Below are 26,330 nucleotides of genomic sequence, written 5' to 3'. Positions count from 1 at the left end.
GCCCCACGCGGGGGCACCGCGTCAGGAACTGCCGCCACCGCCGAGCCCTCAAAGCCCAGGGTGACGCTTTTGACTTCCACATAAGCCGGCCCGCCCGGGTAATCGAGACGAAAATCGATACGGCTGCTTTCCTGACCATAGGCCACTTCGCGCTTCAGTTCGGTAAAGCCGTTCAACTCGGTGATGACGCCAGCCTGCAACGCTTCCTCGATCAAGCCGTTGGCGCGCCCGGTGTTCACACAGAACAGCCGCCCCTGTGGGGTTTCGCCAACTTCCCAAGTGCCGGGCAACTTGCGCTTGGGGTCGGTGGAGCGGCTGAACCAGACTTGCCCGCCCTCGACCTGGCAATTAAGCATCGAGCCAGTGTTCGGGCAGTGAATGGTCAGCAACTCGCCGCCAACGGTTTCGATATCGGCAAGAAAACGCTTGTAACGACGAATCAAGCGCCCCTCTTCAAGGGGAGGATGAAAACGCATCAGCCTTGCCAGCTCTTCAAACCGCGGGCGATCCGCTCGACTGCTTCTTGCAAGCGCGGAAGGCTTTGGGTGTACGCAAACCGCACATGATGCCCGGCCTGATGACGACCGAAGTCCAGGCCCGGAGTAATTGCAACATGCTCGGTTTCGAGGAAGTGTCGGCAGAACGCGAAGGCATCGCCGCCGAACTTGCTGATATCGGCGTACAAATAGAACGCGCCTTCCGGCTCTACGGCGATACCGAAACCCAATTCCCGCAGGGCTGGCAGGAGGAAGTCGCGACGTCGACCGAACTCGGCGCGGCGCTCCTCGAAAATGCTGATGGTGGCGGGCTCGAAGCAGGCCAATGCCGCGTGCTGGGCCATGCTCGGTGCGCTGATGTAGAGGTTCTGGGCGAGCTTCTCCAGTTCACCGACCGCTGCTTCAGGTGCGACCAGCCAACCAAGGCGCCAGCCGGTCATGCCGAAATACTTGGAAAAGCTATTGAGGACGAAAGCGCCGTCATCGACTTCCAGCACGCTGGCCGCGTCCGTGCCGTAAGTCAGGCCGTGGTAAATCTCGTCGACCACCAAATGACCGTGGCGAGCCTTGATCGCCGCGGACAGCCCGGCCAGCTCATCACGGGTCAGGATGGTCCCGGTGGGGTTGGCCGGCGATGCTACCAGGGCGCCGACGCTGTCGTGATCCCAGTGACGCGCGACCAGGTCCGGGGTCAGTTGATAACGCACGTCCGGGCCGACCGGCACCAGTTGCGCCGCACCTTCCACCAGGCGCAGGAAGTGCCGGTTGCACGGATAACCCGGGTCGGCCAGCAGCCAGTGCTTGCCTGGGTCCACCAGCAAGGCACTGGCCAACAGCAATGCGCCTGAACCGCCAGGCGTGATCAGGATGCGTTGCGGATCGATGTTCAGCCCATAACGCTGCTGATAAAAACCCGAAATGGCCTCACGCAGCTCAGGAATGCCGCGAGCGGCGGTGTAACGGGTCTTCCCCGCCGTCAGCGCGGCCTGGCCGGCCTGGATGATCGGTTCGGCGGTGGTGAAGTCCGGCTCGCCGATTTCCAGGTGAATCACGTCGTGGCCAGCCGCTTGCAGCTCGTTGGCCCGCGCCAGCAGGGCCATAACGTGGAACGGTTCGATAGCGCGACTGCGCGCACTGTAGGACAGAGCCATTAGCCTTCCTTACAACGGGGAAAAGAATTGATTCTACCCAAGCGCAGGAACGAGCGAGAGTCTAAAGCGGTCAGAGCCATATAATGCTGGTCTCAATCGATTCAAGCGTATGTCTCAGGTTTGGCTAAAATCAATAATTGATCAGGTCTCCTTAGCCACCAGACGAAGCTTTGCAATCTTTTGCAAGCACCACGGGCCGCGGGCTCGACATCCGGGAGTAGCGCGGTCCGATTTGATCTGGTAAGTTCGCCCGCTTGCAGCCGCAGGGCCGGCAGGTGTCGGTGATGGAGCAATCCTGCGCAATGGATTACAAGAGTAGAGGCGGTCCATTTCATGCCCACCCAAGCAAAGCAGCAAAATCAGTCGATCAGCGGCTTCGAACCCTACAAAGAAGTGAAGGGCGAAGAGTACATGGGTAAACCCATGCGTGCTCACTTCACCAAGATCCTGAACAAGTGGAAACAGGACTTGATGCAGGAAGTCGACCGTACCGTTGATCACATGAAAGACGAAGCGGCCAACTTCCCTGACCCGGCAGACCGTGCCAGCCAGGAAGAGGAATTCAGCCTCGAATTGCGCGCCCGCGACCGTGAGCGCAAGCTGATCAAGAAAATCGACAAGACCCTGCAACTGATCGAAGACGAAGAATACGGTTRGTGCGAGTCCTGCGGCGTCGAAATCGGCGTCAAGCGACTGGAAGCCCGTCCTACCGCCGACATGTGCGTTGACTGCAAGACCCTGGCGGAAATCAAGGAAAAGCAAGTCGGCAAGTAATCTCGACTTGAACGAAAGACGGAGCGTGCGAACGCTCCGTTTTTGTTTCTGATATTTGCTGATATTTGTTGCGACTTCGAAATCGCCTTCGTCGGATCGCCGCCCGGAACAATCTTCGCTCCTACAAAGGCTGGCGCAATCTCCTGTAGGAGCTGAGCTTGCTCGTGAAGGCGGCTTCAAGCCGTGCTCAATACGATTGGACAGCCTGACATCGCCCTTATGACCGCCATCGCCTCTTCCGCCTACATCGGGCGCTTCGCCCCCACGCCCAGCGGGCATCTGCACTTCGGCTCACTGGTTGCAGCGCTGGCCTCGTACCTCGACGCCCGTTCGGTCGGCGGGCGCTGGCTGGTGCGAATGGAGGATCTCGATCCGCCACGCGAGGAGCCCGGTGCTCAGGCGGCGATTCTCAAGGCGCTGGAAAGCTATGGTTTCGAATGGGATGGCGAGATGGTCCGACAGAGTGACCGGCACGCGGCCTACGCTGAAGTCCTCAATCGCCTGTTCAGCCAGGGCCTGGCCTACGCATGCACCTGCTCGCGCAAGCAACTGGAGCCGTATCACGGCATCTATCCCGGGTTCTGCCGCAACGCTGGGCACGGCACTGAAAATGCGGCAATCCGCGTGCGTGTACCGGAGCTGGAATACCACTTCATCGACCGGGTGCAGGGCGAATTCCGTCAACACCTGGGCCGCGAGGTGGGTGACTTCGTGATTCGTCGCCGTGACGGGCTCTACGCCTATCAATTGGCGGTGGTGCTAGACGATGCCTGGCAAGGCATCACTGATATCGTGCGCGGCGCCGACCTGCTGGACTCCACGCCACGCCAGCTCTATCTGCAAGAACTGCTCGGTCTGCCGCAACCGCGCTACTTGCACATCCCGCTGATTACCCAGCCGGACGGCCACAAACTCGGCAAATCCTATCGCTCACCGCCGCTGACCGAAGATCAGGCTACGCCGCTGTTGCTGCGCGCATTGCGGGCGCTGGGGCACACTCCCGTTATCGAACTCAATGACGCCACGCCACGGGAAGTGCTGAATTGGGGCATTGCCCACTGGGATGCGTCGCTGATCCCGCGCACACTGACGTTGCCTGAAGCGCAACTGCAGTGATGCCACTTGCAGTGGCGCACCCATCCGTTACCATCGCCGCACGTTTTCGGGCACGCGCATAAAAGAGAGAGGCCGGGATGTACATCTATCGCTTGGTCCTGCTCCTGGTAGTGGGGATTTATCTGTTCTCCCCGGCCATCATGGATTGGTGGATCGACGCCACTGGCGCCTGGTATCGCCCTTATTTGCTCTGGCTGATTCTGATCGTCGTGACCTTCATCCTGCAGAGCCAAAAAGATGCCGATGAGCTTTAGCCTGACCCAGATGATCCTGATCAGCGCCGCGTACCTGGCGGTGCTGTTCGGCGTAGCCTGGATCAGTGAACGGGGCATGATCCCCCGGGCGATCATTCGCCATCCGCTGACCTACACCCTGTCGCTGGGCGTTTATGCCAGTGCCTGGGCGTTTTACGGCACGGTGGGCCTGGCTTATCAGTACGGCTACGGTTTTCTGTCCAGCTACCTCGGGGTTTCCGGGGCGTTTCTGCTGGCGCCGGTGCTTTTGTACCCGATCCTGAAAATCACCCGCACTTACCAACTCTCATCGCTGGCCGACCTGTTCGCGTTCCGTTTCCGCAGCACCTGGGCCGGTGCGCTGACGACGATTTTCATGCTGGTCGGCGTGCTGCCGTTGCTGGCGTTGCAGATTCAGGCGGTGGCCGACTCCATCGGCATCCTCACCCGCGAGCCGGTGCAGCATCGCGTGGCCCTGAGTTTCTGCGCGCTGATTACGCTGTTCACGATTTTCTTCGGCTCGCGCCACATCGCCACCCGCGAGAAACATGAAGGCCTGGTGTTCGCAATCGCCTTCGAGTCGGTGATCAAGCTGATCGCGATTGGTGGCGTCGGCCTGTATGCGCTGTATGGCGTGTTCGACGGCCCGCAACAGCTGGAACTGTGGCTGCTGCAAAACCAGACCGCCCTCGCCGCCCTGCACACGCCACTGCAGGAAGGCCCATGGCGCACGCTGCTGCTGGTGTTCTTCGCCTCGGCGATCGTCATGCCGCACATGTACCACATGACCTTTACCGAAAACCTCAACCCGCGTTCGCTGGTCAGCGCGAGCTGGGGCTTGCCGCTGTTCCTGCTACTGATGAGCCTGGCAGTGCCGTTGATTCTCTGGGCCGGGTTGAAACTCGGTGCCACCACCAATCCGGAATATTTCACCCTGGGCATCGGCATCGCCGCCAACAGCAAAGCCCTGGCGCTGCTGGCGTATGTCGGTGGATTGTCGGCAGCCAGCGGGCTGATCATCGTTACTACGCTGGCGCTGTCCGGGATGGCACTGAACCACTTGGTGCTGCCGCTCTATCAGCCGCCGGCCGAGGGCAATATCTACCGCTGGCTGAAATGGACCCGCCGGGCACTGATCGTCGCGATCATCATGGCCGGCTACGGTTTCTACCTGATGCTGGGCGCGGAACAGGACCTGGCCAACCTCGGCATCGTCGCCTTCGTCGCCACGTTGCAGTTCCTGCCGGGCGTGTTGTCGGTGCTGTACTGGCCGACCGCCAACCGTCGCGGCTTCATCGCCGGCCTCCTGGCGGGGATTCTGGTGTGGCTGGTGACCATGCTGTTGCCACTGGTCGGCAATCTGCAAGGCTTCTACATTCCGTTGCTGAACATGATTTACGTGCTGGACGACACCAGCTGRCACATGGCGGCGATTGCCTCGCTGGCCGCCAACGTGCTGATGTTCACCCTGATCTCACTGTTCACCAACGCCAGCCCCGAAGAGGCCAGCGCCGCCGAAGCCTGCGCAGTGGACAACGTTCGCCGCCCGCAACGCCGCGAACTGCATGCCGCCTCACCTCAGGAATTCGCCACGCAACTGGCCAAACCGCTGGGTGCCAAGGCGGCGCAGAAAGAAGTCGAACAAGCGCTGCGTGACCTTTATCTGCCGTTCGACGAACGCCGGCCTTACGCCTTGCGTCGTTTGCGTGACCGTATCGAAGCCAACCTCTCCGGCCTGATGGGCCCGAGCGTGGCGCAGGACATGGTCGAAACCTTCCTGCCCTATAAGGCCGGCGGCGAAAACTACGTCACCGAAGACATCCACTTCATCGAAAGTCGCCTCGAGGATTACCACTCGCGCCTCACCGGCCTTGCCGCCGAACTCGATGCCCTGCGTCGCTACCACCGCCAAACCCTGCAGGAATTGCCGATGGGCGTGTGCTCGCTGGCCAAGGATCAGGAAATCCTCATGTGGAACAAAGCCATGGAGGAGCTGACCGGGATTGCCGCGCAGCGTGTGGTCGGTTCACGCCTGAGCACCATTGCCGACCCGTGGAAAGAGCTGCTGCAAGGCTTCATCAATCTGCCGGACGAGCACTTGCACAAGCAGCACCTGGCCCTCGATGGCCAGACCCGCTGGCTGAACCTGCACAAAGCGGCGATCGACGAACCGCTGGCACCGGGTAACAGCGGCCTGGTGCTGCTGGTGGAAGACCTGACCGAAACCCAGATGCTCGAAGACAAACTGGTGCACTCCGAGCGCCTGGCCAGCATTGGCCGACTGGCGGCCGGCGTGGCCCATGAAATCGGCAACCCGATCACCGGCATTGCCTGTCTCGCGCAGAACCTGCGCGAAGAACGTGAAGAAGACGCCGAACTCACGGAAATCAGCGGGCAGATCCTCGAGCAGACCAAACGCGTGTCACGCATCGTTCAGTCGCTGATGAGCTTCGCCCACGCGGGCGCTCATCAGCACAGCGACGAGCCCGTTTGTCTGGCGGAAGTGGCCCAGGATGCCATCGGCCTGCTGGCCTTGAACCGGCGCAATTTCGAAGTACAGTTCTACAACCTGTGCGACCCCGATCACTGGGTCGAAGGCGACCCGCAGCGGCTCGCCCAGGTATTGATCAATCTGCTCTCAAACGCCCGTGACGCCTCGCCTCCGGGCAGTGCAGTGCGCGTCAAGAGCGAAGCCGGCGAACACACGGTCGATCTGATCGTCGAAGACGAAGGCAGCGGTATTCCCTCGAGCATCATGGACCGACTGTTCGAACCCTTCTTCACCACCAAGGATCCTGGCGAAGGCACCGGTCTGGGCCTTGCACTGGTCTATTCCATCGTTGAAGAGCATTATGGACAAATCACCATCGACAGCCCGGCTGATGTTCAAAGCCAACGCGGCACCCGTATCCGGGTGACCTTACCGCGTCATGTCGAAGCGACGTCCGCTGTGAACTGAGACCGTCGAGAGTATCGAATCAATGCCGCACATTTTGATCGTCGAAGACGAAACAATTATCCGCTCCGCCTTGCGCCGTCTGCTGGAACGTAACCAGTACCAGGTCAGCGAAGCCGGATCCGTGCAGGAAGCACAAGAGCGTTTCAGCATTCCCACGTTTGACCTGATCGTCAGTGACCTGCGCCTGCCGGGCGCGCCGGGTACCGAGTTGATCAAACTCGGCCTGGGCACTCCGGTGCTGATCATGACCAGTTACGCCAGCCTGCGTTCGGCCGTCGACTCCATGAAAATGGGCGCGGTGGACTACATCGCCAAGCCTTTCGATCACGACGAGATGCTCCAGGCCGTCGCGCGAATCCTGCGTGACCGGCAATCGGCGCAAGCCAGCGGTGAGCCGGTTGTCGGCAAAGCGTCCAATGGCGCCGCAGCAAAAAGTGGTGTCGACAACAGCAACGGCGAAATCGGCATCATCGGCTCTTGCCCGCCGATGCAGGACCTGTACAGCAAAATCCGTAAAGTCGCGCCGACCGATTCCAATGTCCTGATCCAGGGCGAGTCCGGTACCGGTAAAGAACTGGTAGCACGTGCCCTGCACAACCTGTCCAAACGCGCCAAGGCGCCGATGATTTCGGTGAACTGCGCAGCCATCCCGGAAAGCCTGATCGAGTCCGAACTGTTCGGCCACGAGAAAGGCGCGTTTACCGGCGCCAGCGCCGGGCGTGCCGGGTTGGTGGAAGCGGCTGACGGCGGCACCTTGTTCCTCGATGAAATCGGTGAATTGCCACTGGAAGCCCAGGCCCGCCTGTTACGCGTATTGCAGGAAGGTGAAATCCGCCGGGTTGGCTCGGTCCAGTCGCAGAAGGTCGRTGTACGCCTGATCGCCGCGACCCACCGGGACCTCAAGAGCCTGGCGAAGATCGGCCAGTTCCGTGAAGACTTGTATTACCGCCTCCACGTGATCGCCCTGAAACTGCCGGCCCTGCGCGAGCGCGGTGCGGACGTCAATGAAATTGCCAATGCCTTCCTGGCGCGGCAGAGCGCGCGGGTCAACCGCACCGATCTGAAATTCGCCCTGGATGCCGAGCAAGCAATTCGGCATTACTCCTGGCCGGGTAACGTTCGCGAACTGGAAAACGCGGTCGAGCGCGCGGTGATTCTGTGCGAGAGCCCGGAGATTTCCGCCGAGCTGCTGGGCATCGACATCGAACTCAGCGATCTGGAAGACGACGATTTCATCGGCCTCGCGCCCCAGCAGGGCAACAGCGCCGGTAACACCAGCCACGAACCGACCGAAGATCTGTCCCTGGAAGACTACTTCCAGCACTTCGTGCTCGAGCATCAGGATCACATGACCGAAACCGAACTGGCCCGCAAGCTCGGGGTCAGTCGCAAATGCTTGTGGGAACGCCGTCAGCGCCTGGGCATCCCGCGGCGCAAAACCGGGGTGGCCAGCGAGAGCTGAACCGCGCCTGTCAGATGCGCGGGTAACACGTGACATTGTGGAAAAACTGTTACCTCAGCTTTTTCACGTAACAGAAGCCGGGGCTTACGGTAACGAAGCCCCGGTTTTTTTTGGCCTCGAAAAACACCATTAGCCCGCCTAACCCCTTGTTTTACTGGGCCTCACAAAAGTTGGCACGCACCCTGCTATATGTTCAGTACAAGAACAATAACAAGTAATGCACAAGACAATAAAAATAAGACGAATCGACTCACGCACAATAAAAACAAGACGGCGAGAGGCGTAGCTAACTGATTCTTTTGGAGAGGCGTTGCATTTGGGGCTTGCCCCGCAACCAGGCCGAGAATAATAAAAAACTGTCCCTAGGCAGTGCCTGAACTGGTTGGATCACACGATCATAGCAACACAGCGACCAAAGCAATCCGTTTGCTCTTGGCTCCCGATTGGGAGGGTCATGAAGGAAAACTTCATGGCGAGGGCGCTCAACAAAAACAAGAAGCCCGAAACCAATAATAAAAATAGAGCACGCAACTACTTCTGGGGGAGCTTCGGCTCCCCTTGTGGTTTCTGGCGTTTGGCATTCTCTGCCTTGTAGCAGCTGCCGAGCAGTGCGAGGCTGCGTTCGACTGCGCAGCAGTCGCTAATACGGGCAACCGGTTCCTACTGACACACCGCAATTTCTGGTTTTACGACGGCTTCGCCGCCGAACGCAGGCTCGGCAGCTGCTACAAAACCGCCCCTCAAGACATCTCCCTTCAAGCGCTTGCGCAGCTTCCTACACCATCCCCCGACTAAATGCTAGAATCCCGGCCCATCATGCGGTCATTCTTCGTTATGGCCGAACATTCCTTCAAACAGTGCATCCCATGCTGAAGAAGCTGTTCCAGTCATTCCGTTCTCCCCTGCGTCGTACGCAACACATCCGCAGCACGCCTGAAGTGCTCAATAGCGGCCAACATTCGCTGCAAAAGGCGCAATTCAGCCGTTACGCGGTCAACATCGTCGAACGCTTGCAGAACGCCGGTTACCAGGCTTACCTGGTCGGCGGCTGTGTGCGTGACATGCTGCTCGGCATCACGCCGAAAGATTTCGACGTCGCCACCAGTGCCACCCCTGAACAGGTACGGGCCGAATTCCGCAACGCGCGGATCATCGGTCGTCGCTTCAAACTGGTGCATATCCACTTTGGCCGCGAAATCATCGAAGTCGCGACCTTCCGCGCCAATCACCCGCAAAACGACGAGGACGAAGACAGCAACCAGTCTTCCCGCAACGAAAGCGGGCGCATCCTGCGCGATAACGTCTACGGCACCCTGGAAGAAGACGCGCAACGCCGCGACTTCACCATCAACGCCTTGTATTACGATCCGGTCAGCGAGCGCATTCTCGACTACGCCAATGGCGTACACGACATCCGCAATCACCTGATCCGCCTGATCGGCGATCCGAAGCAGCGCTACCAGGAGGACCCGGTTCGGATGCTGCGGGCCGTGCGTTTCGCCGCCAAGCTGAATTTCGGTATCGAGAAGCACAGCGCCCTGCCGATCCGCGATCTGGCACCGATGCTGCGCGAGATTCCATCAGCCCGTCTGTTCGAAGAAGTGCTCAAGCTGTTCCTCTCCGGCCACGCCGCGGACACCTTCGAGATGCTGGTCGACCTGCAGTTGTTCGATCCGCTGTTCCCGGCCAGTGCCGAGGCGCTGGAATACAACCCGACGTACACCCACACGCTGATCAGTGAAGCACTGATCAACACGGACTTGCGGATCAAGCAGAACAAACCGGTCACCCCGGCGTTCCTGTTCGCCGCCCTGCTCTGGCCTGCCCTGCCGGCCCGCGTGCTGCGCTTGCAAGAACGTGGCATGCCGCCGATTCCGGCGATGCAGGAAGCGGCGCACGAGTTGATTGCCGAACAGTGCCAGCGTATTGCGATTCCGAAACGCTTCACCATGCCGATCCGCGAGATATGGGACATGCAGGAGCGTCTGCCGCGCCGCAGCGGCAAGCGGGCCGACCTGTTGCTGGACAACCCGCGGTTCCGTGCCGGCTACGACTTCCTGCTGCTGCGCGAAAGCGCTGGCGAACAGACTGATGGCCTGGGCGAATGGTGGACCGACTATCAGGACGCCAACGACAGCGAACGTCGGGACATGATCCGCGAACTCAGCGGCAAGGACGACGGCAGCGGTGCTCCGCGCAAACGTCGCCGCAGTGGCGGCGCCAAACGCAAACGCGCTGCCGGCGCTTCGAGCACGACAGGCGAATAAGCCATGGAACGCATCTACATCGGCATGGGCAGCAATCTGGCTGACCCTGCCGAACAGTTGCGCAGCGCTGTCGAGGCCTTGGCACGCTTGCCGCAGACCGAACTGGTCGGTGTTTCCGGGTTTTATCAAAGCGACTCGCTGCTGCCCGGCCAACCGCGTTATACCAACGCGGTCGCCGCTCTCGACAGCCGCCTCGCGCCGCTGGAGCTGCTCGATGCCCTGCAAGCCATCGAGAACGGACAAGGCCGCCAGCGCCTTGAACGCTGGGGCCCGCGCACGCTGGATCTGGACATCGTGTTGTTCGGCGATCGACTGATCGACGAACCGCGCCTCAAAGTCCCTCACTATCACCTGCAGGAACGAGCCTTTGTGCTCTATCCGTTGGCCGAACTGGCACCGGCGGATTTGCGCCTGGCTGACGGCCGCACCCTCGCAGAATTACTCGCCGCCTGCCCGTTCGTCGGCCTGGAACGCCTCCCGGCAGCCTGAGTTGCCGCTTTTGACGATACAAGCCCATCGCAAATCTGCTGAATCGCATCAGTAACGTCGGTAACACCCCCCACGTAACAATGCGGTAACACATGCAATTGACTTCCCGGGTTCTCCTCACGACTATAGGCGTCCCGCTGCCGCCAACGCGGCGCTAAAGGGCGCAGTCCAGGCCTTACAAGCACCACGAAAGAGGGTGCGCCTGTATAAATGACGAATCACGCGCGTTACTCGCAGTAGTTTTCATAGCGCCTGTAATGAGGATTTTTTTCATGCCAGCCATCACCCTGACCACGCTCCAGAGCCTCAAGCAGACAGGTGAAAAGATCACCATGCTGACCTGCTATGACGCGACCTTCGCCCACGCCTGCAATGAGGCCGGGGTTGAAGTGCTGCTGGTGGGCGACTCCCTCGGCATGGTCTTGCAAGGTCACGACAGCACCCTGCCGGTGACCACTGCTGAAATGGCCTACCACGTGGCAGCCGTCAAACGCGGCAACACCGATGCCCTGATCCTCGCCGACCTGCCCTTCATGGCCTACGCCACCATTGAACAAACCATGACCAACAGCGCCCTGTTGATGCAGGCCGGTGCGCACATGGTCAAGGTTGAAGGGGCATTGTGGCTCGCGGACTCGATCCGTCTGCTGGCCGAACGCGGCATCCCGGTGTGCGCGCACATGGGGCTGACACCGCAATCGGTCAACATCCTCGGCGGCTATAAAGTCCAGGGCCGCAACGAGAACCAGGCGCGGCAGATGCGTGCCGACGCAATTTCCCTGGAACAGGCCGGCGCGGCCATGCTGCTGCTCGAATGCGTGCCGAGCGAATTGGCCGAAGAAATCAGCCAGGCGGTGAAGATCCCGGTGATTGGCATCGGCGCCGGCAGTGGCACCGACGGTCAGGTACTGGTTCTGCACGACATGCTGGGCTTGTCCATGACCGGCCGCGTGCCAAAGTTCGTGAAGAACTTCATGACCGACCAAACCAGCATTCAAGCAGCCTTGAGCGCTTACGTCACTGAAGTCAAAGCGGCGACTTTCCCTGGCATCGAACACGGATTCTCTGCATGAACACCGTAAAAACCGTACGCGAACTGCGGGCCGCGGTGGCCCGCGCCCGTAGCGAAGGCAAGCGCATCGGCTTTGTGCCGACCATGGGCAACCTGCACAGCGGGCATATCGCGCTGATTACCAAAGCCACCCAACGGGTGGATTTCGTGGTCGCGAGCATTTTCGTCAACCCGCTGCAATTCGGCGCCGGCGAAGACCTCGACAAATACCCGCGGACCCTGGCCGCCGATCAGGAGAAACTGCTCCAGGCCGGTTGCCATCTGCTGTTTGCCCCAACCGTCGAAGAAATGTACCCCGACGGCATGGCCGGCCAGACCCGCGTCAGCGTTCCGCAACTGTCTGAAGGCCTGTGCGGCGCCAGCCGTCCGGGGCATTTCGAAGGGGTGGCGACGGTAGTCAGCAAGCTGTTCAACATGGTCCAGCCGGACCTGGCGATCTTTGGCCAGAAAGACTTCCAGCAACTGGCGGTGATTCGCGCCCTGGTGCACGACCTGAACATGCCGATCCAGATCATCGGCGAACCGACCGTACGGGCCGCCGACGGTCTGGCGTTGTCGTCACGCAATGGTTTCCTCAGCGAAGAACAGCGGGCCATCGCACCAGAGGTCTATCGCACCCTGACCCGGATCAGCGACGCGATCAAACAGGGCGAGCGCGATTACCCGACGCTGATCAACGAGCAGATCAAGCAACTGGAAGCCGCTGGCCTGCGTCCGGATTACCTGGAAATTCGCCATGCGCTGACCTTGCGTCCGGCGACAGCGCAAGAGCCCCCGTTTGAGTGCATAGCACTCACAAGATCTTTGGTGGCTAGCAGGGTTTGGGGCTGCTTCGCAGCCCAACGGGGGCAAGCCCCCTCGCCACAGGCCCGCTCCCACATTAGATCTGCGTCGTTTCCAGACTGTATTGCCGCCCACAAAGCCTTCGGGCAAACTGCCCCCCGTTCGATTCCGACCCGGGGAAACACTCATGCACGCCATCATGCTCAAGGCCAAGCTGCATCGCGCCGAAGTCACCCATGCTGTACTCGATTACGAAGGCTCTTGCGCCATCGACGGCGAATGGCTGGACCTGTCCGGCATCCGTGAGTACGAACAGATCCAGATCTACAACATCGACAACGGCGAACGCTTCACCACCTACGCGATTCGTGGCGAAGAAGGTTCGCGCATGATCTCGGTCAACGGTGCCGCGGCCCACAAGGCCAAGGTCGGCGACCGCGTGATCATCTGCGCTTACGCCCACTACAGCGAAGCCGAACTGCTCAACTTCAAGCCGCGCATGCTCTACATGGCGCCGGGCAACGAACTGAGCCACACCAGCAATGCCATTCCGGTTCAGGTCGCCTGACCGCCCCGCCCCCCCTGCCAGCTTTCCGTTTGTCGGACCGCTCCTGGTTAAATGTTAAAAAAGTACCGGGAGCAGGTCAGACAAAGTCAAGACAGATTGCAGCGCGAGGTTTACTGTATTCGCCCTGCGCCAGAAATCGTGTCGACGCAGTTGACCGGACGCCCACCCACAGCGCTCCGGGATTTTTAGTGTTCAAAAGGCCGTTCAAGTAAAAGGAAAACCGCAGCGATGGCGTATTACCGCACTCCTCACGACGTTACCGCTCTGCCCGCTTGGCAAGCGCTGAATGACCACCGCCAAGCCATGCAGGATTTCAGCATGCGCGAAGCCTTTAATGCCGATCCGCAGCGTTTTAATCAATTCACCCTCAGCAGCTGCGGCCTGTTTCTCGACTACTCGAAGAACCTGATCAACGCCGAGACCCGCAATCTGCTGGTGGGCCTGGCCAACGAAGTCGACCTCAAGGGCGCGATCAAAGCGCTGTTCTCGGGCGAAATCGTCAACGCTTCCGAAGGACGCCCGGCCCTGCACACCGCACTGCGCCGTCCGGTGGGCGACAAGCTGTCGGTCAACGGCGTCAACGTGATGCCCGACGTGCACAAAGTGCTGAACCAGATCACCGATCTCGTGGGCCGTATCCACGACGGTCTGTGGCGCGGTTACACCGAGAAGCCGATCACCGACGTTGTGAACATTGGCATCGGTGGCTCGTTCCTCGGCCCCGAGCTGGTGTCCGAAGCGCTGCTGTCCTACGCCCAGAAAGGCGTGCGTTGCCATTACCTGGCGAACATCGACGGCAGTGAATTCCACGAACTGACCATGAAGCTGCGCGCCGAGACCACGCTGTTCATCGTCTCGTCGAAATCCTTCAACACCCTCGAAACCCTGAAAAACGCCCAGGCCGCCCGCGCCTGGTACCTGGCTCAGGGCGGTTCGGAAGCCGAGCTGTACCGTCACTTCATTGCCGTCTCCAGCAACAACGCGGCGGCCGTGGCGTTCGGTATTCGTGAAGAGAACATCTTCCCGATGTGGGACTGGGTCGGCGGCCGTTACTCGCTGTGGTCGGCCATCGGTTTGCCAATTGCCCTGGCCATCGGCATGTCGAACTTCAAGGAACTGCTGTCCGGTGCATACACCATGGACCAGCATTTCCAGAGCGCGCCATTCGAACAGAACATGCCGGTATTGCTGGCATTGCTCGGCATCTGGTATGGCAACTTCTGGGGCGCGCAGAGCCACGCGATCCTGCCGTACGACCACTACCTGCGCAACATCACCAAGCACTTGCAACAGCTGGACATGGAATCCAACGGCAAGAGCGTGCGCCAGGACGGCACGCCAGTGTCCACCGATACCGGCCCAGTCATCTGGGGCGGCGTCGGCTGCAACGGTCAGCACGCTTACCACCAGTTGCTGCACCAGGGCACCCAACTGATCCCGGCCGACTTCATCGTGCCGATCGTCAGTTTCAACCCGGTGTCCGACCACCACCAGTGGCTGTACGCCAACTGCCTGTCGCAAAGCCAGGCATTGATGCTCGGCAAGACCCGCACCGAGGCTGAAGCCGAACTGCGTGACAAGGGTATGGCCGAGGATGAAGTGCAAAAGCTGGCTGCGCACAAGGTGATCCCGGGCAACCGTCCGAGCAACACCCTTGTGCTCGAACGCATCAGCCCGCGGCGTCTTGGCGCACTGGTGGCGTTGTACGAACACAAAGTCTTCGTGCAAAGCGTGGTCTGGGGCATCAATGCCTTCGACCAGTGGGGCGTGGAGTTGGGTAAAGAGCTGGGCAAAGGCGTCTATAACCGCCTGGTCGGCAGCGAAGAAACCCCGGCCGACGATGCTTCCACCCAAGGCCTGATCAACTACTTCCGCGGTCGTCACCGCGGGTGATAGGCTGAAGGGGCGGTTTACCCGCCCCTTCAACTTGCAGCACCGACAGTTCCACGGCACCGGGTTTACTGCAAAATCGGTGGCGTGCGCTATCACTGTAGGAGCGGCCGAAGGCTGCGATCTTTTGATCCTGGTTGTAAAAGACAAGATCAAAAGATCGCAGCCTTCGGCAGCTCCTGCGAGGGTCGCGCAGCTCCCCTCTTGTCGCAAAACAAGAATAAGGAACCGTCATGTTCGATATCAGCACGTTCCCCAAAGCCGATGCCGTCCGCCGGGCTGCACAGTTGAGTCAGGACGACTACAAGCGCCTGTACCGTGAATCCATTGAACACCCCAGCACCTTCTGGGCCGAACAGGCCACACGGTTCCTCGACTGGAGCACGCCGTGGCAGACCGTTCAGCGGTACGACCTGAAAACCGGTGACGCAAGCTGGTTTGCCGGCGGAAAGTTAAACGTCAGCTACAACTGCATCGATCGTCATCTGGAAAAGCGTGGCGATCAAACCGCGATCATCTGGGAAGGCGATGACCCCGCCGAATMCATCCAGATCACCTACAAAAAACTCCATCACAACGTCTGTCGACTGGCCAACGTGCTCAAAAGCCGTGGCGTGAAGAAAGGCGACCGCGTGTGCATCTACATGCCGATGATCCCTGAAGCCGCCTACGCCATGCTCGCCTGTGCGCGGATCGGCGCGATTCATTCGGTGGTGTTCGGCGGATTCTCCCCGGACTCACTGCGTGACCGGATCCTCGACGCCGACTGCCGCACCGTAATCACCGCCGATGAAGGCGTGCGCGGCGGTAAATTCGTACCGCTCAAACAGAACGTCGACAAGGCCCTGCAAAGTTGTCCGCACGTCAGCAGTGTGATCGTGGTCGAGCACACCCAAAACCAGGTGAATTGGGTTGAAGACCGCGACCTCTGGTATCACCAGGCCCTGCGCGATGTCGGTGACGATTGCCCGCCAGAGCCGATGGACGCCGAAGACCCGCTGTTTATCCTCTACACCTCCGGCAGCACCGGCAAACCCAAAGGCGTGCTGCACACCACCGGCGGCTACCTGCTGCAAGCGGCGATGACCTTCAAATACGTGCTCGACTATCGCGACGGTGAAGTCTTCTGGTGCACCGCCGATGTCGGCTGGGTCACCGGCCACAGCTACATTGTCTACGGGCCGTTGGCCAACGGCGCGACCACGCTGATCTTCGAAGGCGTACCGAGCTACCCCAGCACCTCGCGCTTCTGGCAGGTGATCGACAAGCACCACGTCAACATCTTCTACACCGCCCCGACCGCCCTGCGCGCGTTGATGCGTGAAGGTCCCGGGCCGTTGAAGGAAACATCCCGCGAGAGCCTGCGCTTACTAGGTACTGTCGGTGAGCCGATTAACCCGGAAGCCTGGGAGTGGTACTTCAATACAGTCGGCGAGCAACGCTGCCCGATTGTCGATACCTGGTGGCAGACCGAAACCGGCGGCATCATGCTCAGCCCGCTGGTCAGCACCCAACGGGTCAAACCCGGTTGCGCCACCCAACCGATGTTCGGTGTGCAACCGGTGTTGCTCGATGAGCACGGCAAAGAAATCAAAGGCGCCGGCAGCGGCGTGCTGGCCATCAAGTCCAGCTGGCCGGCGCAGATCCGCAGCGTCTACGGCGATCCGAAACGGATGGTCGAAACCTACTTCAAGCCCTACCCCGGCTACTACTTCACCGGCGATGGCGCACGCCGCGACGAGGACGGCGATTACTGGATCACCGGGCGCATCGACGACGTGATTAACGTCTCCGGGCACCGCATCGGCACCGCCGAAGTGGAGAGCGCGCTGGTGCTGCACGACAGCATTGCCGAGGCCGCCGTGGTCGGTTACCCCCATGACATCAAAGGCCAGGGCATCTACGCCTTCGTCACACCCATGAACGGCGTCGACCCCAACGACGATCTGAAGAAAGAACTGCTGGCCCATGTCAGCCAGGAAATCGGCAGCTTCGCCAAACCGGACTTGATCCAGTGGGCCCCGGCCCTGCCGAAAACCCGTTCGGGCAAGATCATGCGACGGATCCTGCGCAAGATCGCCTGCAACGAACTGGACAGCCTCGGCGACACCTCGACCCTCGCCGACCCAAGCGTGGTGCAAGGGCTGATTGATCAACGCCTGAACCAATAATGTTGCGCGCGGCCACCGGCCGCGCTGTGAGGCTTATTGTGGCGAGGGGGCTTGCCTCCGTTGGGCAGCGAAGCGGCCCAAAAAGCTTGGCGCTCCCTCGAATTTTTGCCAGTGCTGCGCACTGGAACGGGGGCAAGCCCCCTCGCCACAGTGTTAAACTCCCGCGCCCTCAATTCCCTCCAGCAAGGCGCCCAGCATGTCTTCCTTGAATCAGGCGCTGTGCGCCGCCCTTGATCGTCGCCAGGACCTGCTCGCCGAGCTGCATCAGCAAGGCACCGATTGCTATCGCCTGTTCCACGGCAGCCAGGAAGGTGCCGGCGGCTTGACCATCGACCGCTATGGCCCGCAACTGCTGGTGCAAAGCTTTCATCAGTCACTGGAGCGTGACGCCCTGCTGCAATTGCACGAAATCGTCAATCAACAGCTGGGCCTCGATAGCCTGCTGGTCTACAACGACCGCTCCCGCGGCAACTCGCGCATCGACCGCGAAGACACCGTCTACCGCGCCGACGAGGCCGCCCTGCAAGACTTGATCGGCCACGAATGGGGGCTGAACTACCGGGTTCGCGGGCGCCATGCCGGCCAGGATCCGTTGCTGTTTCTCGACCTGCGCAACGCCCGCGGCTGGGTCAAGGCGCACAGCAAAAACAAAAGTGTGCTGAACCTGTTTGCCTACACCTGTGGCGTCGGTCTCTGCGCTGCGGCCGGTGGTGCCAGCGAGGTGTGCAACCTGGACTTTGCCGAAGGCAACCTGGCGGTCGGCCGCGAAAACGGTCTGCTCAACCCGCAATTGCCGACCATGGAGTTCATCCAGTCCGATTACTTCCCGGCGATTCGTCAATTGGCCGGCCTGCCGATCAGCCAGCGTCGCGGGCAAAAACTGCCGAGCTATCAGCGCCTGGAGCCGCGTCAATATGATCTGGTACTGCTCGATCCACCGGCCTGGGCCAAGAGTGCTTTCGGCACGGTCGATCTGTTGCGCGATTACCAGAGCCTGCTCAAACCGGCGCTGCTGACCACTGCCGACAATGGCGTGTTGATCTGCTGCAACAACCTGGCGAAGGTCAGCATGGACGATTGGCGCGAACAGGTGCTGCGCTGCGCAGAGAAGGCCGGACGCCCGGTGCGTGAGTGGACAGCGCTGACACCGGGCAGCGACTTTCCGTCGACGGACCAACAACCGCCGCTGAAAACGCTGATCCTGCAGCTCTGAAAATCCACACCCATTATCAGACAACGCCTATAAAGCGTGATTGCTTCGGAACCGCAAACGCATGCCATACTCCAAGGCACTCCGATTCCGACAGATGAAGCCACACATGCCCAAAGGATTGATCCGCGCTATCGGCGCCTTGTTAACAGCCCTGGCCCTTTACAGCCTGCTGGGGTTTCTGATTTTGCCGGGCATCGCGTTGCGGGTYGCCAACCAGCAATTGGCCAACTACGCCATGACGCCCGCGACAATTTCGCGGATCGAACTCAACCCGTTCAGCCTTGAAGTAACCCTTTGGGGCCTGATCATCGGCGAGCCGGGCAAGGAACAAGTGGGCTTCGAACGCCTGTACGCCAACTTGCAGATCGACAGCCTGTGGACCAAGGCGCTGCACCTGTCCGATATCGAACTGGACAAACCCAAGACCGAAATACGCTTCGGCAAGGACGGCCAGCTCAATCTTCTCGGGCTGTTCAAAATCCCCGCCAGCGAACCGACCCCGGTCGACCCGAACGCCAAACCCTTCCCGCTGCGCGTGGAGCGGATCAAACTGGCCGGCGGCTACGTGCATTTCGAAGATGCCCGGCCCAGCGAGCCCATCGAATTCCTCTACGACAAACTCGATTTCGAGCTGAAGAACCTCAGTACCCTGCCCGACGACAACGCCGACATGACCCTGGTCGCGGTCGGCCCCGCCGGCGGGCAGATCGACTGGACCGGCAATTTCAGCCTGAGCCCGATCGCCTCTGAAGGTAAGCTGAAAATCACCGATGGCAAGATGAAGTCCTTCTGGCCCTATGTGCGCGATGCTGTGCCACTGGTCCTGGAAAACGGCGTCCTGAACCTGAGCACCGACTACAAACTCAATCTGAACAAAGGCACCGAACTGCTGCTGGACAACGTCGTCGTCAGCGTCGCGCCTTTCGCCATCAAGGCGCCGGACGGCCGACCTCTGGTGAAGCTCGAACGACTGGACATCAGCGACACCACCGTGGATCTGGCCAAACAGCAAGTGGTGGTCGGCAAGATCCGCAGCCAGAAACTGGAAACCTGGGCAGCCCTCGAAGCCGATGGGCAACTCGATTGGCAAAAACTGTTCGCCAGCCAGCCGTCCAAACAGGCGGCCAAAGCCAACGCCGAACCCACCAGCACACCCGCGGCAGCCGATTCACCGAAGCCCGAACCGACCGCGCCGAGCAAACCCTGGCAGGTGCTGCTCAAAGACGTGCAACTGCGTAATTATCAGGTGCACCTGGCCGACCGCAAGGCACAACCCGCCGTAGCGCTGGAGCTCGGCCCGCTGAACCTGGACCTGCAGAATTTCGACAGCCTCAACGGCTCCCCTTTCAACCTCAAGCTCGACACGGGCGTGGGCAAGCAAGGCAAGATCATGGCGGACGGCACGGTCAATCTGGCCCCGATCAGCGCCAAACTGAACGTGCAGACCAGGGATATCGACCTGCGCGTCGCCCAGTCCTACATCAATCCGTTCATTCGCCTCGAACTGCGTAGCGGCATGCTGGGCAGTGATCTGGCGGTCGACTTGAAAAGCACCGAGCCGCTGGCGTTCAGTGTTACAGGTAAAGCCCAGATCGATCAGTTGCATACCCTCGACACTCTGAAAACCCGTGACTTCCTCAAGTGGCAACAGTTGGCGCTCGAAGGCCTGAACTATCAGCACGGCGACAGCCTGTCGRTCGACAAGGTCAATCTGTTCCAGCCCTATGCCCGCTTCATGATCAACGATGACCGCACCACCAACATCGATGACCTGCTGATCCCGCAACCGGCCGACTCCGGCGCCACAACGACCACAACGACCACAACTGCCGCAGCCAAACCGGCAGCCGGAAACGAAAAACCACTGGGTATCCACATTGGCAGCATCGCCATCAATGACGGTTCGGCAAACTTCGCCGACTTCAGCCTGACACCGAACTTCGCCACGGCCGTCCAACAACTGAACGGGCAGATCGGCACCATCGACAGCCGCCACGTAAAACCGGCCAACGTCGACGTCAAAGGCAAGGTCGACCGCTATGCACCGGTGACCATCAAGGGCTCGGTCAACCCGTTCGACCCAATGGCCAGTCTGGACATCGCTACCAGTTTCAGACGGGTGGAACTGACGACCCTGACGCCTTATTCCGGCAAGTTCGCCGGTTACCGCATCCGCAAGGGCCGGCTCAATCTGGATCTGCATTACAAGATCACCAACGGTCAGCTCCTGGCCGAAAACAAAGTGGTGGTCGAGCAGCTGCAACTGGGTGAAAAGGTCGACAGTCCGGATGCAGTGAGCCTGCCGCTGAAACTGGCGATTGCCTTGCTCAAGGATGTCGACGGCAAGATTTCCATCGAACTGCCGGTGAGCGGCGACCTGAACAACCCGCAGTTCAGCATCATGCCGATCATCTGGCAGACCCTGCGCAATCTGATCGTGAAGGCGGCCGCGGCGCCGTTCAAAATGATTGGCGGGCTGGTCAGCGGCGGCGGTTCAGAGGAGCTGGGCACCGTGGCGTTTGCACCAGGTTCGAGCGACTTGAGCAAGGAAGCCGAAGCGACACTGATCAAACTGTCCCAGGCGCTCAAGGAGCGTCCGGCCCTGCGCCTGGAAATCGAAGGCACTGCCGCCAAGAGCAGCGACGGCCCACTGCTCGCCGAGCAACGCCTGGAACGGGAATACCAGTACAACTACTACAAAATGCTCCAGCGCCGCGGTGACAAAGTGCCGGCCCAGGCCTCCATGCTGGAAGTGCCGGACAGCGAGAAAGGCCCGCTGCTCGAAGGAATCTACCGCACACGCCTCAAGATCCAGCCGCCCGCGGAATGGAAGGATCTGGGCAAGGAAGAACGCAGCAAAAAAATGCGCGAAAGCGTGATCGGCTTCTGGAGCTCCAGCGAGGTTCTGTTGCGTCAGCTGGGCCAGGAACGGGCCAGCAGCATCAAGGACTACCTGGTGGACAAAGGGCAGTTGGCCGATGACCGCGTGTACTTCATCGACGCCAACCTCGGTGAGGCCGAAAGCGATGGCCGCGTGGTGACGGCCTTGCATCTGGATGCCGAGTGATGGGCGTGCAATGGCTTATGAGCCTGGCCCTGGTATTGGCTGCCGGCCAAGCTGCGGCGGCCGATACCCTGCGCTGCGGCAGTCAATTGATCAGCGTCGGGGACAGGTCCAGCGAAGTGCTGCAAAAATGCGGAGAGCCCGTCGCCCGCGACCTGCTTGGCTACAAGCGCAGCGCCAATCGACGGGAAGAGTTTCAGGTCGAGGAATGGACCTACGGGCCCAACGGCGGGATGTACCAGTACCTGCGCTTTGAAGGAAACCGGTTGGTTCAAATCACCAGCAAGCGCGGTAACTGAACTCGCCCCCACAGTTTTTTGCGTTGCTCCCAATAGAACAGGCCCCGACACGAATGTCGGGGCCTGTAACGGCCACGTCCATATGGCCTTTCGCATGAACTCTCAAAAAGCGACAGACGTATGACCTGGCCCGCCTGCCGCATCTTCTCCCGGTCCAGGCGAGAAGCCTTGCCTTACTCGGCTTTCAGGCCGTCAGCGGACACCGCTTTGACGCCTTTGATTTTCTTGGCAATGGCCACGGCGGTGGCTTTCTGAGCTTCAGTCACCGCAACAGTGGACGACAGCGACACGACGCCTTTGTTGGTTTCAACTTTGATGTCGGTACCCGGGATGCCTTTTTCAGTCACCAGGTCTGCTTTGACTTTGGTCGTGATCCAGGTATCGGAAGTAGCTTCCTTGGCTTTGGTCACTTCACCGGCGGCCAGCGTCATGGGAGCCTGGGTGGTATGGCTGGTCTGGGCGAATGCAGCGTTGGCCATCGTCAGGGTCAGCGCGGTAGCAGTAGCGGCAGCGATAGCGAACTTTTTCATACGAGTAACTCCTGTTCTTCTGGAAAGTCTGCTGCGTGTCGTCTTGTCAGCAGGGTTACCAGAGAGAGTGCGAACGCTGTGCCAACTAGCAACCAAAAAATAAATACCTATAAATCAACAACTTAATAAAAATGACAACTTTCGAAATCATGCAAAATGCATGAGTGCGACATTATCTACATGCAAGTTGCGGGTTTTAACGCAGGCCTAAGGGCATGAATTGTCGGGGGTTTTCGTGATCATCCGAATCGCCCCCCGCCCAAATGACCAACAAAAATGCCCCGCGTCGTGAGAAGCGGGGCATTGTTTATGCCGGGTGATATGGATCAGGTACCGGTGCAGCCTTTAGGTGCGTACTCTTGTAGAGCCGTGGTGGCGCATGTCCAGCCACCGGCGAGGGTACGCGAAAGCGTAATGGTCTTGCTGAGCACAGGCCCTGGAGCATTGAGGATCGTGCAGGCAATAGTGCCCACACCGGTAGCGGTGGTACCCGATGCCGTAATCGTGCAGTTACCTGTAGTCGCCGTACCGCCGATCAAAGCGAGGGTAGGATCTGTACCCTGATTCATAATGTCTTCAAAAGGCACCTTCAGTGCCGAGATTTCTGCAAGCGCAGCGGTAACTTTCGCCCGTGATTGGTACTTCGAATACTGCGGCAACGCAAACGTCGCCAGAATCCCGATGATCGCCACCACGATCAGCAGTTCGATCAGGGTAAAACCATTTTGATTTTTCATAGACAGGCTCCATGCATGAGTCGAAATCTCATGATCTGTAGAGGGTGCAGCACAGGTCATGCCAAGTCGTATGCGCCCCTGCAGACTGGGCTCGGGATCACGACAAAGACCTTTCGTACCCCCAGGATCCGCACTTTCTGACATTTTTTGTCACCTCACCTCGGCTGGTTTGGTTCCACTGTTTGACTAGGCTATAAGTCATTAACCGCCTGCGTCCGGAATCCCAATGAATGACATTGYCCTTAGCGGTCTGGCCAAGCAATTGGTGCTGGYCGAGCTGATCACCGATCAAAGTGCGCAACAGGCGTATCAGCAAGCCCAACGCGATCGAGTCTCACTGGTCAGTTATCTGGTGCAAAACAAACTGCTGAAAAGCTGGCAGGTCGCCGAGGTGGCTTCGGAGCATTTCGGCATGGCCCTGCTGGACCTCAACTGCCTGGAAAAAGACACCCAACCCAAGGGGCTGGTCAGCGAAAAACTGATCCGCCAGCACCACGCCCTACCCCTCTGGCGACGCGGCAACAAACTGTTCGTGGGGGTTTCCGATCCGAGTAATCAACAGGTCATCAACGACATCCAGTTCAGTACCGGGCTGAACACCGAAGCCATCCTGGTCGAAGAGGACAAGCTTAGCGACGCCATCGAAAGATTCTTCGACAGCCACGCCACCGACCTGCAAGAGATGGCCGATGTCGACCTCGACGGTCTGGACATCGAGTCGGTCGACGACCAGAAACAGGACGCCATCGGCGGACAGGACACCGATGACGCGCCCGTGGTGCGCTTCGTCCACAAGATGTTGCTCGATGCGATCAAGAGCGGGTCTTCCGACCTGCATTTCGAACCCTACGAAAAAACCTACCGCGTGCGGATGCGCACCGATGGCATCCTGCATGAAGTTGCCAAGCCACCAACGCAACTGGCCAACCGCATTGCTTCCCGGCTCAAAGTCATGGCCAGTCTCGACATCTCCGAGCGGCGCAAACCCCAGGACGGGCGAATCAAGATGCGCCTGTCCAAGAGCAAGTCCATCGACTTCCGGGTCAACACCCTGCCGACCCTGTGGGGCGAAAAAGTGGTGATCCGGATCCTTGATCCGTCCAGCGCGCAAATGGGCATCGATGCCCTCGGCTATGAGCCGGAGCAGAAAGACCTGTACATGGCCGCCCTCAAGCAACCACAGGGGATGATCCTGGTGACCGGGCCCACCGGTTCAGGCAAGACCGTGTCGCTCTATACCGGACTGAACATCCTCAACACCGTCAACATCAACATCTCCACTGCCGAAGACCCGGTGGAAATCAACATGGAGGGCGTCAACCAGGTCAACGTCAATCCCAGGCAGGGAATGGACTTCGCCCAGGCGTTGCGCTCGTTTCTGCGCCAGGACCCGGACGTGATCATGGTCGGCGAAATCCGCGACCTCGAAACTGCCGAAATTGCCATCAAGGCCGCCCAGACCGGGCACATGGTGCTTTCCACCCTGCACACCAACAGCGCTGCGCAAACCCTGACCCGCCTGCACAACATGGGGATTCAGGGCTTCAACATTGCGACCTCGGTCAGCCTGATCATTGCCCAGCGCCTGGCGCGCAAGTTGTGCAGCCATTGCAAGAAACCCATCGAGATTCCCCGCGAGACGCTGCTCAAGGAAGGCTTCCCCGAGGAACGCATCGGCTCATTCACGATCTATGAACCGGTCGGTTGCAATCAATGCAATGCTGGCTACAAAGGGCGAGTGGGGATTTATGAAGTGGTGAAGAACACTCCTGACCTGCAACGGCTGATCATGGCCGAAGGCAATTCACTGGAGATCGACCTCCAGATGCGCAAGGACGGCTTCAACGACCTGCGCACGTCGGGCTTGCTCAAGGCCATGCAAGGCATCACCAGCCTTGAAGAAATCAACCGGGTCACGAAGGACTGAATATGGCGGTCAAAGCAGCGAAAATCAGCGTGTATGCCTGGGAAGGCACGGATCGCAAAGGTGCGAAAATGACCGGCGAGTTGACCGGACAAAATCCAGCGCTGATCAAGGCCCAGTTGCGCAAGCAGGGCATCAATCCGGGCAAGGTGCGGAAAAAGTACGCGTCCATTTTCAGTGCCGGCAAGCGCATCAAACCCTTGGACATCGCCCTGTTTACCCGGCAGATGGCGACCATGATGAAAGCCGGCGTACCGCTCCTGCAATCGTTCGAGATCATCGGCGAGGGCTTCGATAACCCGAACATGCGCAAGCTGGTGGACGAGGTGAAACAGGAAGTCGCGGCCGGTAACAGCTTCGCCGCGGCCCTGCGCAAAAAGCCCCAGTATTTCGACGAGCTGTACTGCAACCTGGTGGACGCCGGCGAGCAGGCCGGTGCCCTGGATACCCTGCTGGAACGGGTGGCGACCTACAAGGAAAAGAGCGAAAGCCTCAAGGCCAAGATCAAGAAAGCCATGACCTACCCGCTGGCCGTGGTGTTCGTCGCAATCATTGTGACCGGCATTCTGCTGGTCAAGGTTGTGCCGCAATTCCAGTCGGTATTCTCGGGGTTCGGCGCCGAACTGCCGGCGTTCACCGTGATGGTCATCGGCTTGTCGGAGTTCATGCAGGACTGGTGGTGGATGATACTCGGCGTGTTGGCTGGGGGGATCTTCGGCCTGCGCCATGCCTTCAAGAATTCCCCGGGCTTTCGCGACCGGACGGACACCTGGCTGCTGAAACTGCCGTTGGTTGGCGCGCTCATGTACAAGTCCGCCGTGGCCCGTTACGCCCGCACCCTGTCGACGACGTTTGCCGCCGGCGTGCCACTGGTCGAAGCCCTTGAGTCAGTGGCGGGCGCGACCGGCAATATCGTGTTCAAGCGAGCGGTGTTGCGCATCAAGCAGGACGTTTCGACCGGCATGCAGCTGAATTTTTCCATGCGTACCTCCGGTATCTTTCCGACCATGGCGATCCAGATGACGGCCATTGGCGAAGAGTCCGGCGCGCTGGACGACATGCTCGACAAGGTCGCGAGTTTCTACGAGGCCGAGGTGGACAACATGGTCGATAACCTGACCAGCCTGATGG

The 26,330-nt window shown here is 59.9% G+C and carries 20 protein-coding genes and 1 pseudogene; 17 read left to right on the top strand and 4 right to left on the bottom strand.

Features of this window, described 5'->3' with window-relative positions; translation table 11 throughout:
- Both sfsA and AC1DLB_RS06310 read right to left on the bottom strand, forming a co-directional pair.
- Positions 1 to 476, bottom strand: a 476-nt coding sequence (gene sfsA / locus AC1DLB_RS06315; protein WP_477784747.1) for a DNA/RNA nuclease SfsA, incomplete at its 3' end; no start/stop codon positions are given.
- Positions 476 to 1,648, bottom strand: a complete 1,173-nt coding sequence (locus tag AC1DLB_RS06310) for a pyridoxal phosphate-dependent aminotransferase (protein ID WP_064620364.1) — start codon at positions 1,646 to 1,648, stop codon at positions 476 to 478. The genes AC1DLB_RS06310 and sfsA, both read right to left, overlap by 1 nt.
- A 333-nt stretch (positions 1,649 to 1,981) precedes the next feature.
- Between AC1DLB_RS06310 and dksA the strand changes: the two genes are divergently transcribed.
- The 15 genes and pseudogenes from dksA to AC1DLB_RS06235 all read left to right on the top strand — a co-directional run bounded on the left by dksA (position 1,982) and on the right by AC1DLB_RS06235 (position 22,008).
- Positions 1,982 to 2,422, top strand: a complete 441-nt coding sequence (gene dksA / locus AC1DLB_RS06305) for an RNA polymerase-binding protein DksA (protein ID WP_477784746.1) — start codon at positions 1,982 to 1,984, stop codon at positions 2,420 to 2,422.
- Between the two features lie 219 nt (positions 2,423 to 2,641).
- Positions 2,642 to 3,538 (top strand): tRNA glutamyl-Q(34) synthetase GluQRS, encoded by an 897-nt coding sequence (gene gluQRS, locus AC1DLB_RS06300; protein ID WP_018930204.1) that lies wholly within the window; start codon positions 2,642 to 2,644, stop codon positions 3,536 to 3,538.
- A 77-nt stretch (positions 3,539 to 3,615) separates the two neighbouring features.
- Entirely contained in the window at positions 3,616 to 3,792 is a 177-nt protein-coding gene (locus tag AC1DLB_RS06295) for a hypothetical protein (protein WP_003176118.1), read from the top strand.
- A complete protein-coding gene (locus AC1DLB_RS06290) occupies positions 3,776 to 6,730 on the top strand; it encodes a sensor histidine kinase (RefSeq protein WP_477784745.1) in 2,955 nt (984 codons plus the stop codon). Before AC1DLB_RS06295 ends, AC1DLB_RS06290 begins: the two co-directional genes overlap by 17 nt.
- Positions 6,731 to 6,752: 22 nt before the next feature.
- Positions 6,753 to 8,192, top strand: coding sequence for a sigma-54-dependent transcriptional regulator (locus tag AC1DLB_RS06285; RefSeq protein WP_477784744.1), 1,440 nt, complete (start codon positions 6,753 to 6,755; stop codon positions 8,190 to 8,192).
- An 866-nt stretch (positions 8,193 to 9,058) separates the two neighbouring features.
- Positions 9,059 to 10,459, top strand: coding sequence for a polynucleotide adenylyltransferase PcnB (locus tag AC1DLB_RS06280; RefSeq protein WP_018930200.1), 1,401 nt, complete (start codon positions 9,059 to 9,061; stop codon positions 10,457 to 10,459).
- 3 nt (positions 10,460 to 10,462) lie between these two features.
- Positions 10,463 to 10,948, top strand: a complete 486-nt coding sequence (gene folK, locus AC1DLB_RS06275) for a 2-amino-4-hydroxy-6-hydroxymethyldihydropteridine diphosphokinase (RefSeq protein WP_019650997.1) — start codon at positions 10,463 to 10,465, stop codon at positions 10,946 to 10,948.
- Between the two features lie 272 nt (positions 10,949 to 11,220).
- Positions 11,221 to 12,021, top strand: a complete 801-nt coding sequence (gene panB, locus AC1DLB_RS06270) for a 3-methyl-2-oxobutanoate hydroxymethyltransferase (protein ID WP_018930198.1) — start codon at positions 11,221 to 11,223, stop codon at positions 12,019 to 12,021.
- A pseudogene (panC, locus tag AC1DLB_RS06265) lies at positions 12,018 to 12,791 on the top strand (pantoate--beta-alanine ligase); the annotation flags it as partial. The gene panB and the pseudogene panC, both read left to right, overlap by 4 nt.
- Before the next feature lie 199 nt (positions 12,792 to 12,990).
- A complete protein-coding gene (gene panD / locus AC1DLB_RS06260) occupies positions 12,991 to 13,371 on the top strand; it encodes an aspartate 1-decarboxylase (RefSeq protein WP_008153310.1) in 381 nt (126 codons plus the stop codon).
- Between the two features lie 228 nt (positions 13,372 to 13,599).
- The gene (gene pgi / locus AC1DLB_RS06255; RefSeq protein WP_064620373.1) at positions 13,600 to 15,264 is read left to right on the top strand and encodes a glucose-6-phosphate isomerase; all 1,665 of its coding nucleotides are present in this window, start codon (positions 13,600 to 13,602) and stop codon (positions 15,262 to 15,264) included.
- Positions 15,265 to 15,494: 230 nt separating this feature from the next.
- Positions 15,495 to 17,432 (top strand): acetate--CoA ligase, encoded by a 1,938-nt coding sequence (gene acs, locus AC1DLB_RS06250; protein ID WP_477784743.1) that lies wholly within the window; start codon positions 15,495 to 15,497, stop codon positions 17,430 to 17,432.
- Between the two features lie 196 nt (positions 17,433 to 17,628).
- The gene (locus AC1DLB_RS06245) at positions 17,629 to 18,645 is read left to right on the top strand and encodes a class I SAM-dependent rRNA methyltransferase (RefSeq protein ID WP_064620380.1); all 1,017 of its coding nucleotides are present in this window, start codon (positions 17,629 to 17,631) and stop codon (positions 18,643 to 18,645) included.
- A gap of 61 nt (positions 18,646 to 18,706) precedes the next feature.
- Positions 18,707 to 21,712 (top strand): DUF748 domain-containing protein, encoded by a 3,006-nt coding sequence (locus AC1DLB_RS06240; RefSeq protein WP_477784742.1) that lies wholly within the window; start codon positions 18,707 to 18,709, stop codon positions 21,710 to 21,712.
- Positions 21,712 to 22,008 carry a DUF2845 domain-containing protein gene (locus AC1DLB_RS06235; protein ID WP_477743885.1) on the top strand — a complete coding sequence of 99 codons (297 nt, stop codon included), beginning with the start codon at positions 21,712 to 21,714 and terminating at the stop codon, positions 22,006 to 22,008. Before AC1DLB_RS06240 ends, AC1DLB_RS06235 begins: the two co-directional genes overlap by 1 nt.
- A gap of 173 nt (positions 22,009 to 22,181) precedes the next feature.
- Here AC1DLB_RS06235 and AC1DLB_RS06230 read toward each other — a convergent pair whose 3' ends face one another.
- Positions 22,182 to 22,538 carry a BON domain-containing protein gene (locus AC1DLB_RS06230; RefSeq protein WP_064620389.1) on the bottom strand — a complete coding sequence of 119 codons (357 nt, stop codon included), beginning with the start codon at positions 22,536 to 22,538 and terminating at the stop codon, positions 22,182 to 22,184.
- 326 nt (positions 22,539 to 22,864) lie between these two features.
- On the bottom strand, positions 22,865 to 23,275 hold the full coding sequence (locus tag AC1DLB_RS06225) for a pilin (protein ID WP_019650990.1): 411 nt from the start codon (positions 23,273 to 23,275) through the stop codon (positions 22,865 to 22,867).
- Positions 23,276 to 23,501: 226 nt separating this feature from the next.
- Between AC1DLB_RS06225 and pilB the strand changes: the two genes are divergently transcribed.
- The gene (gene pilB, locus AC1DLB_RS06220; protein WP_477784741.1) at positions 23,502 to 25,202 is read left to right on the top strand and encodes a type IV-A pilus assembly ATPase PilB; all 1,701 of its coding nucleotides are present in this window, start codon (positions 23,502 to 23,504) and stop codon (positions 25,200 to 25,202) included.
- 2 nt (positions 25,203 to 25,204) lie between these two features.
- A partial coding sequence (locus AC1DLB_RS06215; RefSeq protein ID WP_477784740.1) for a type II secretion system F family protein occupies positions 25,205 to 26,330 on the top strand: 1,126 nt, incomplete at its 3' end.

The sequence above is a fragment of the Pseudomonas sp. 05N434 genome (assembly GCF_056396965.1).
Note: the sequence above shows the minus strand (reverse complement) of the source record. Positions and strands in the feature narration are given on the sequence as shown.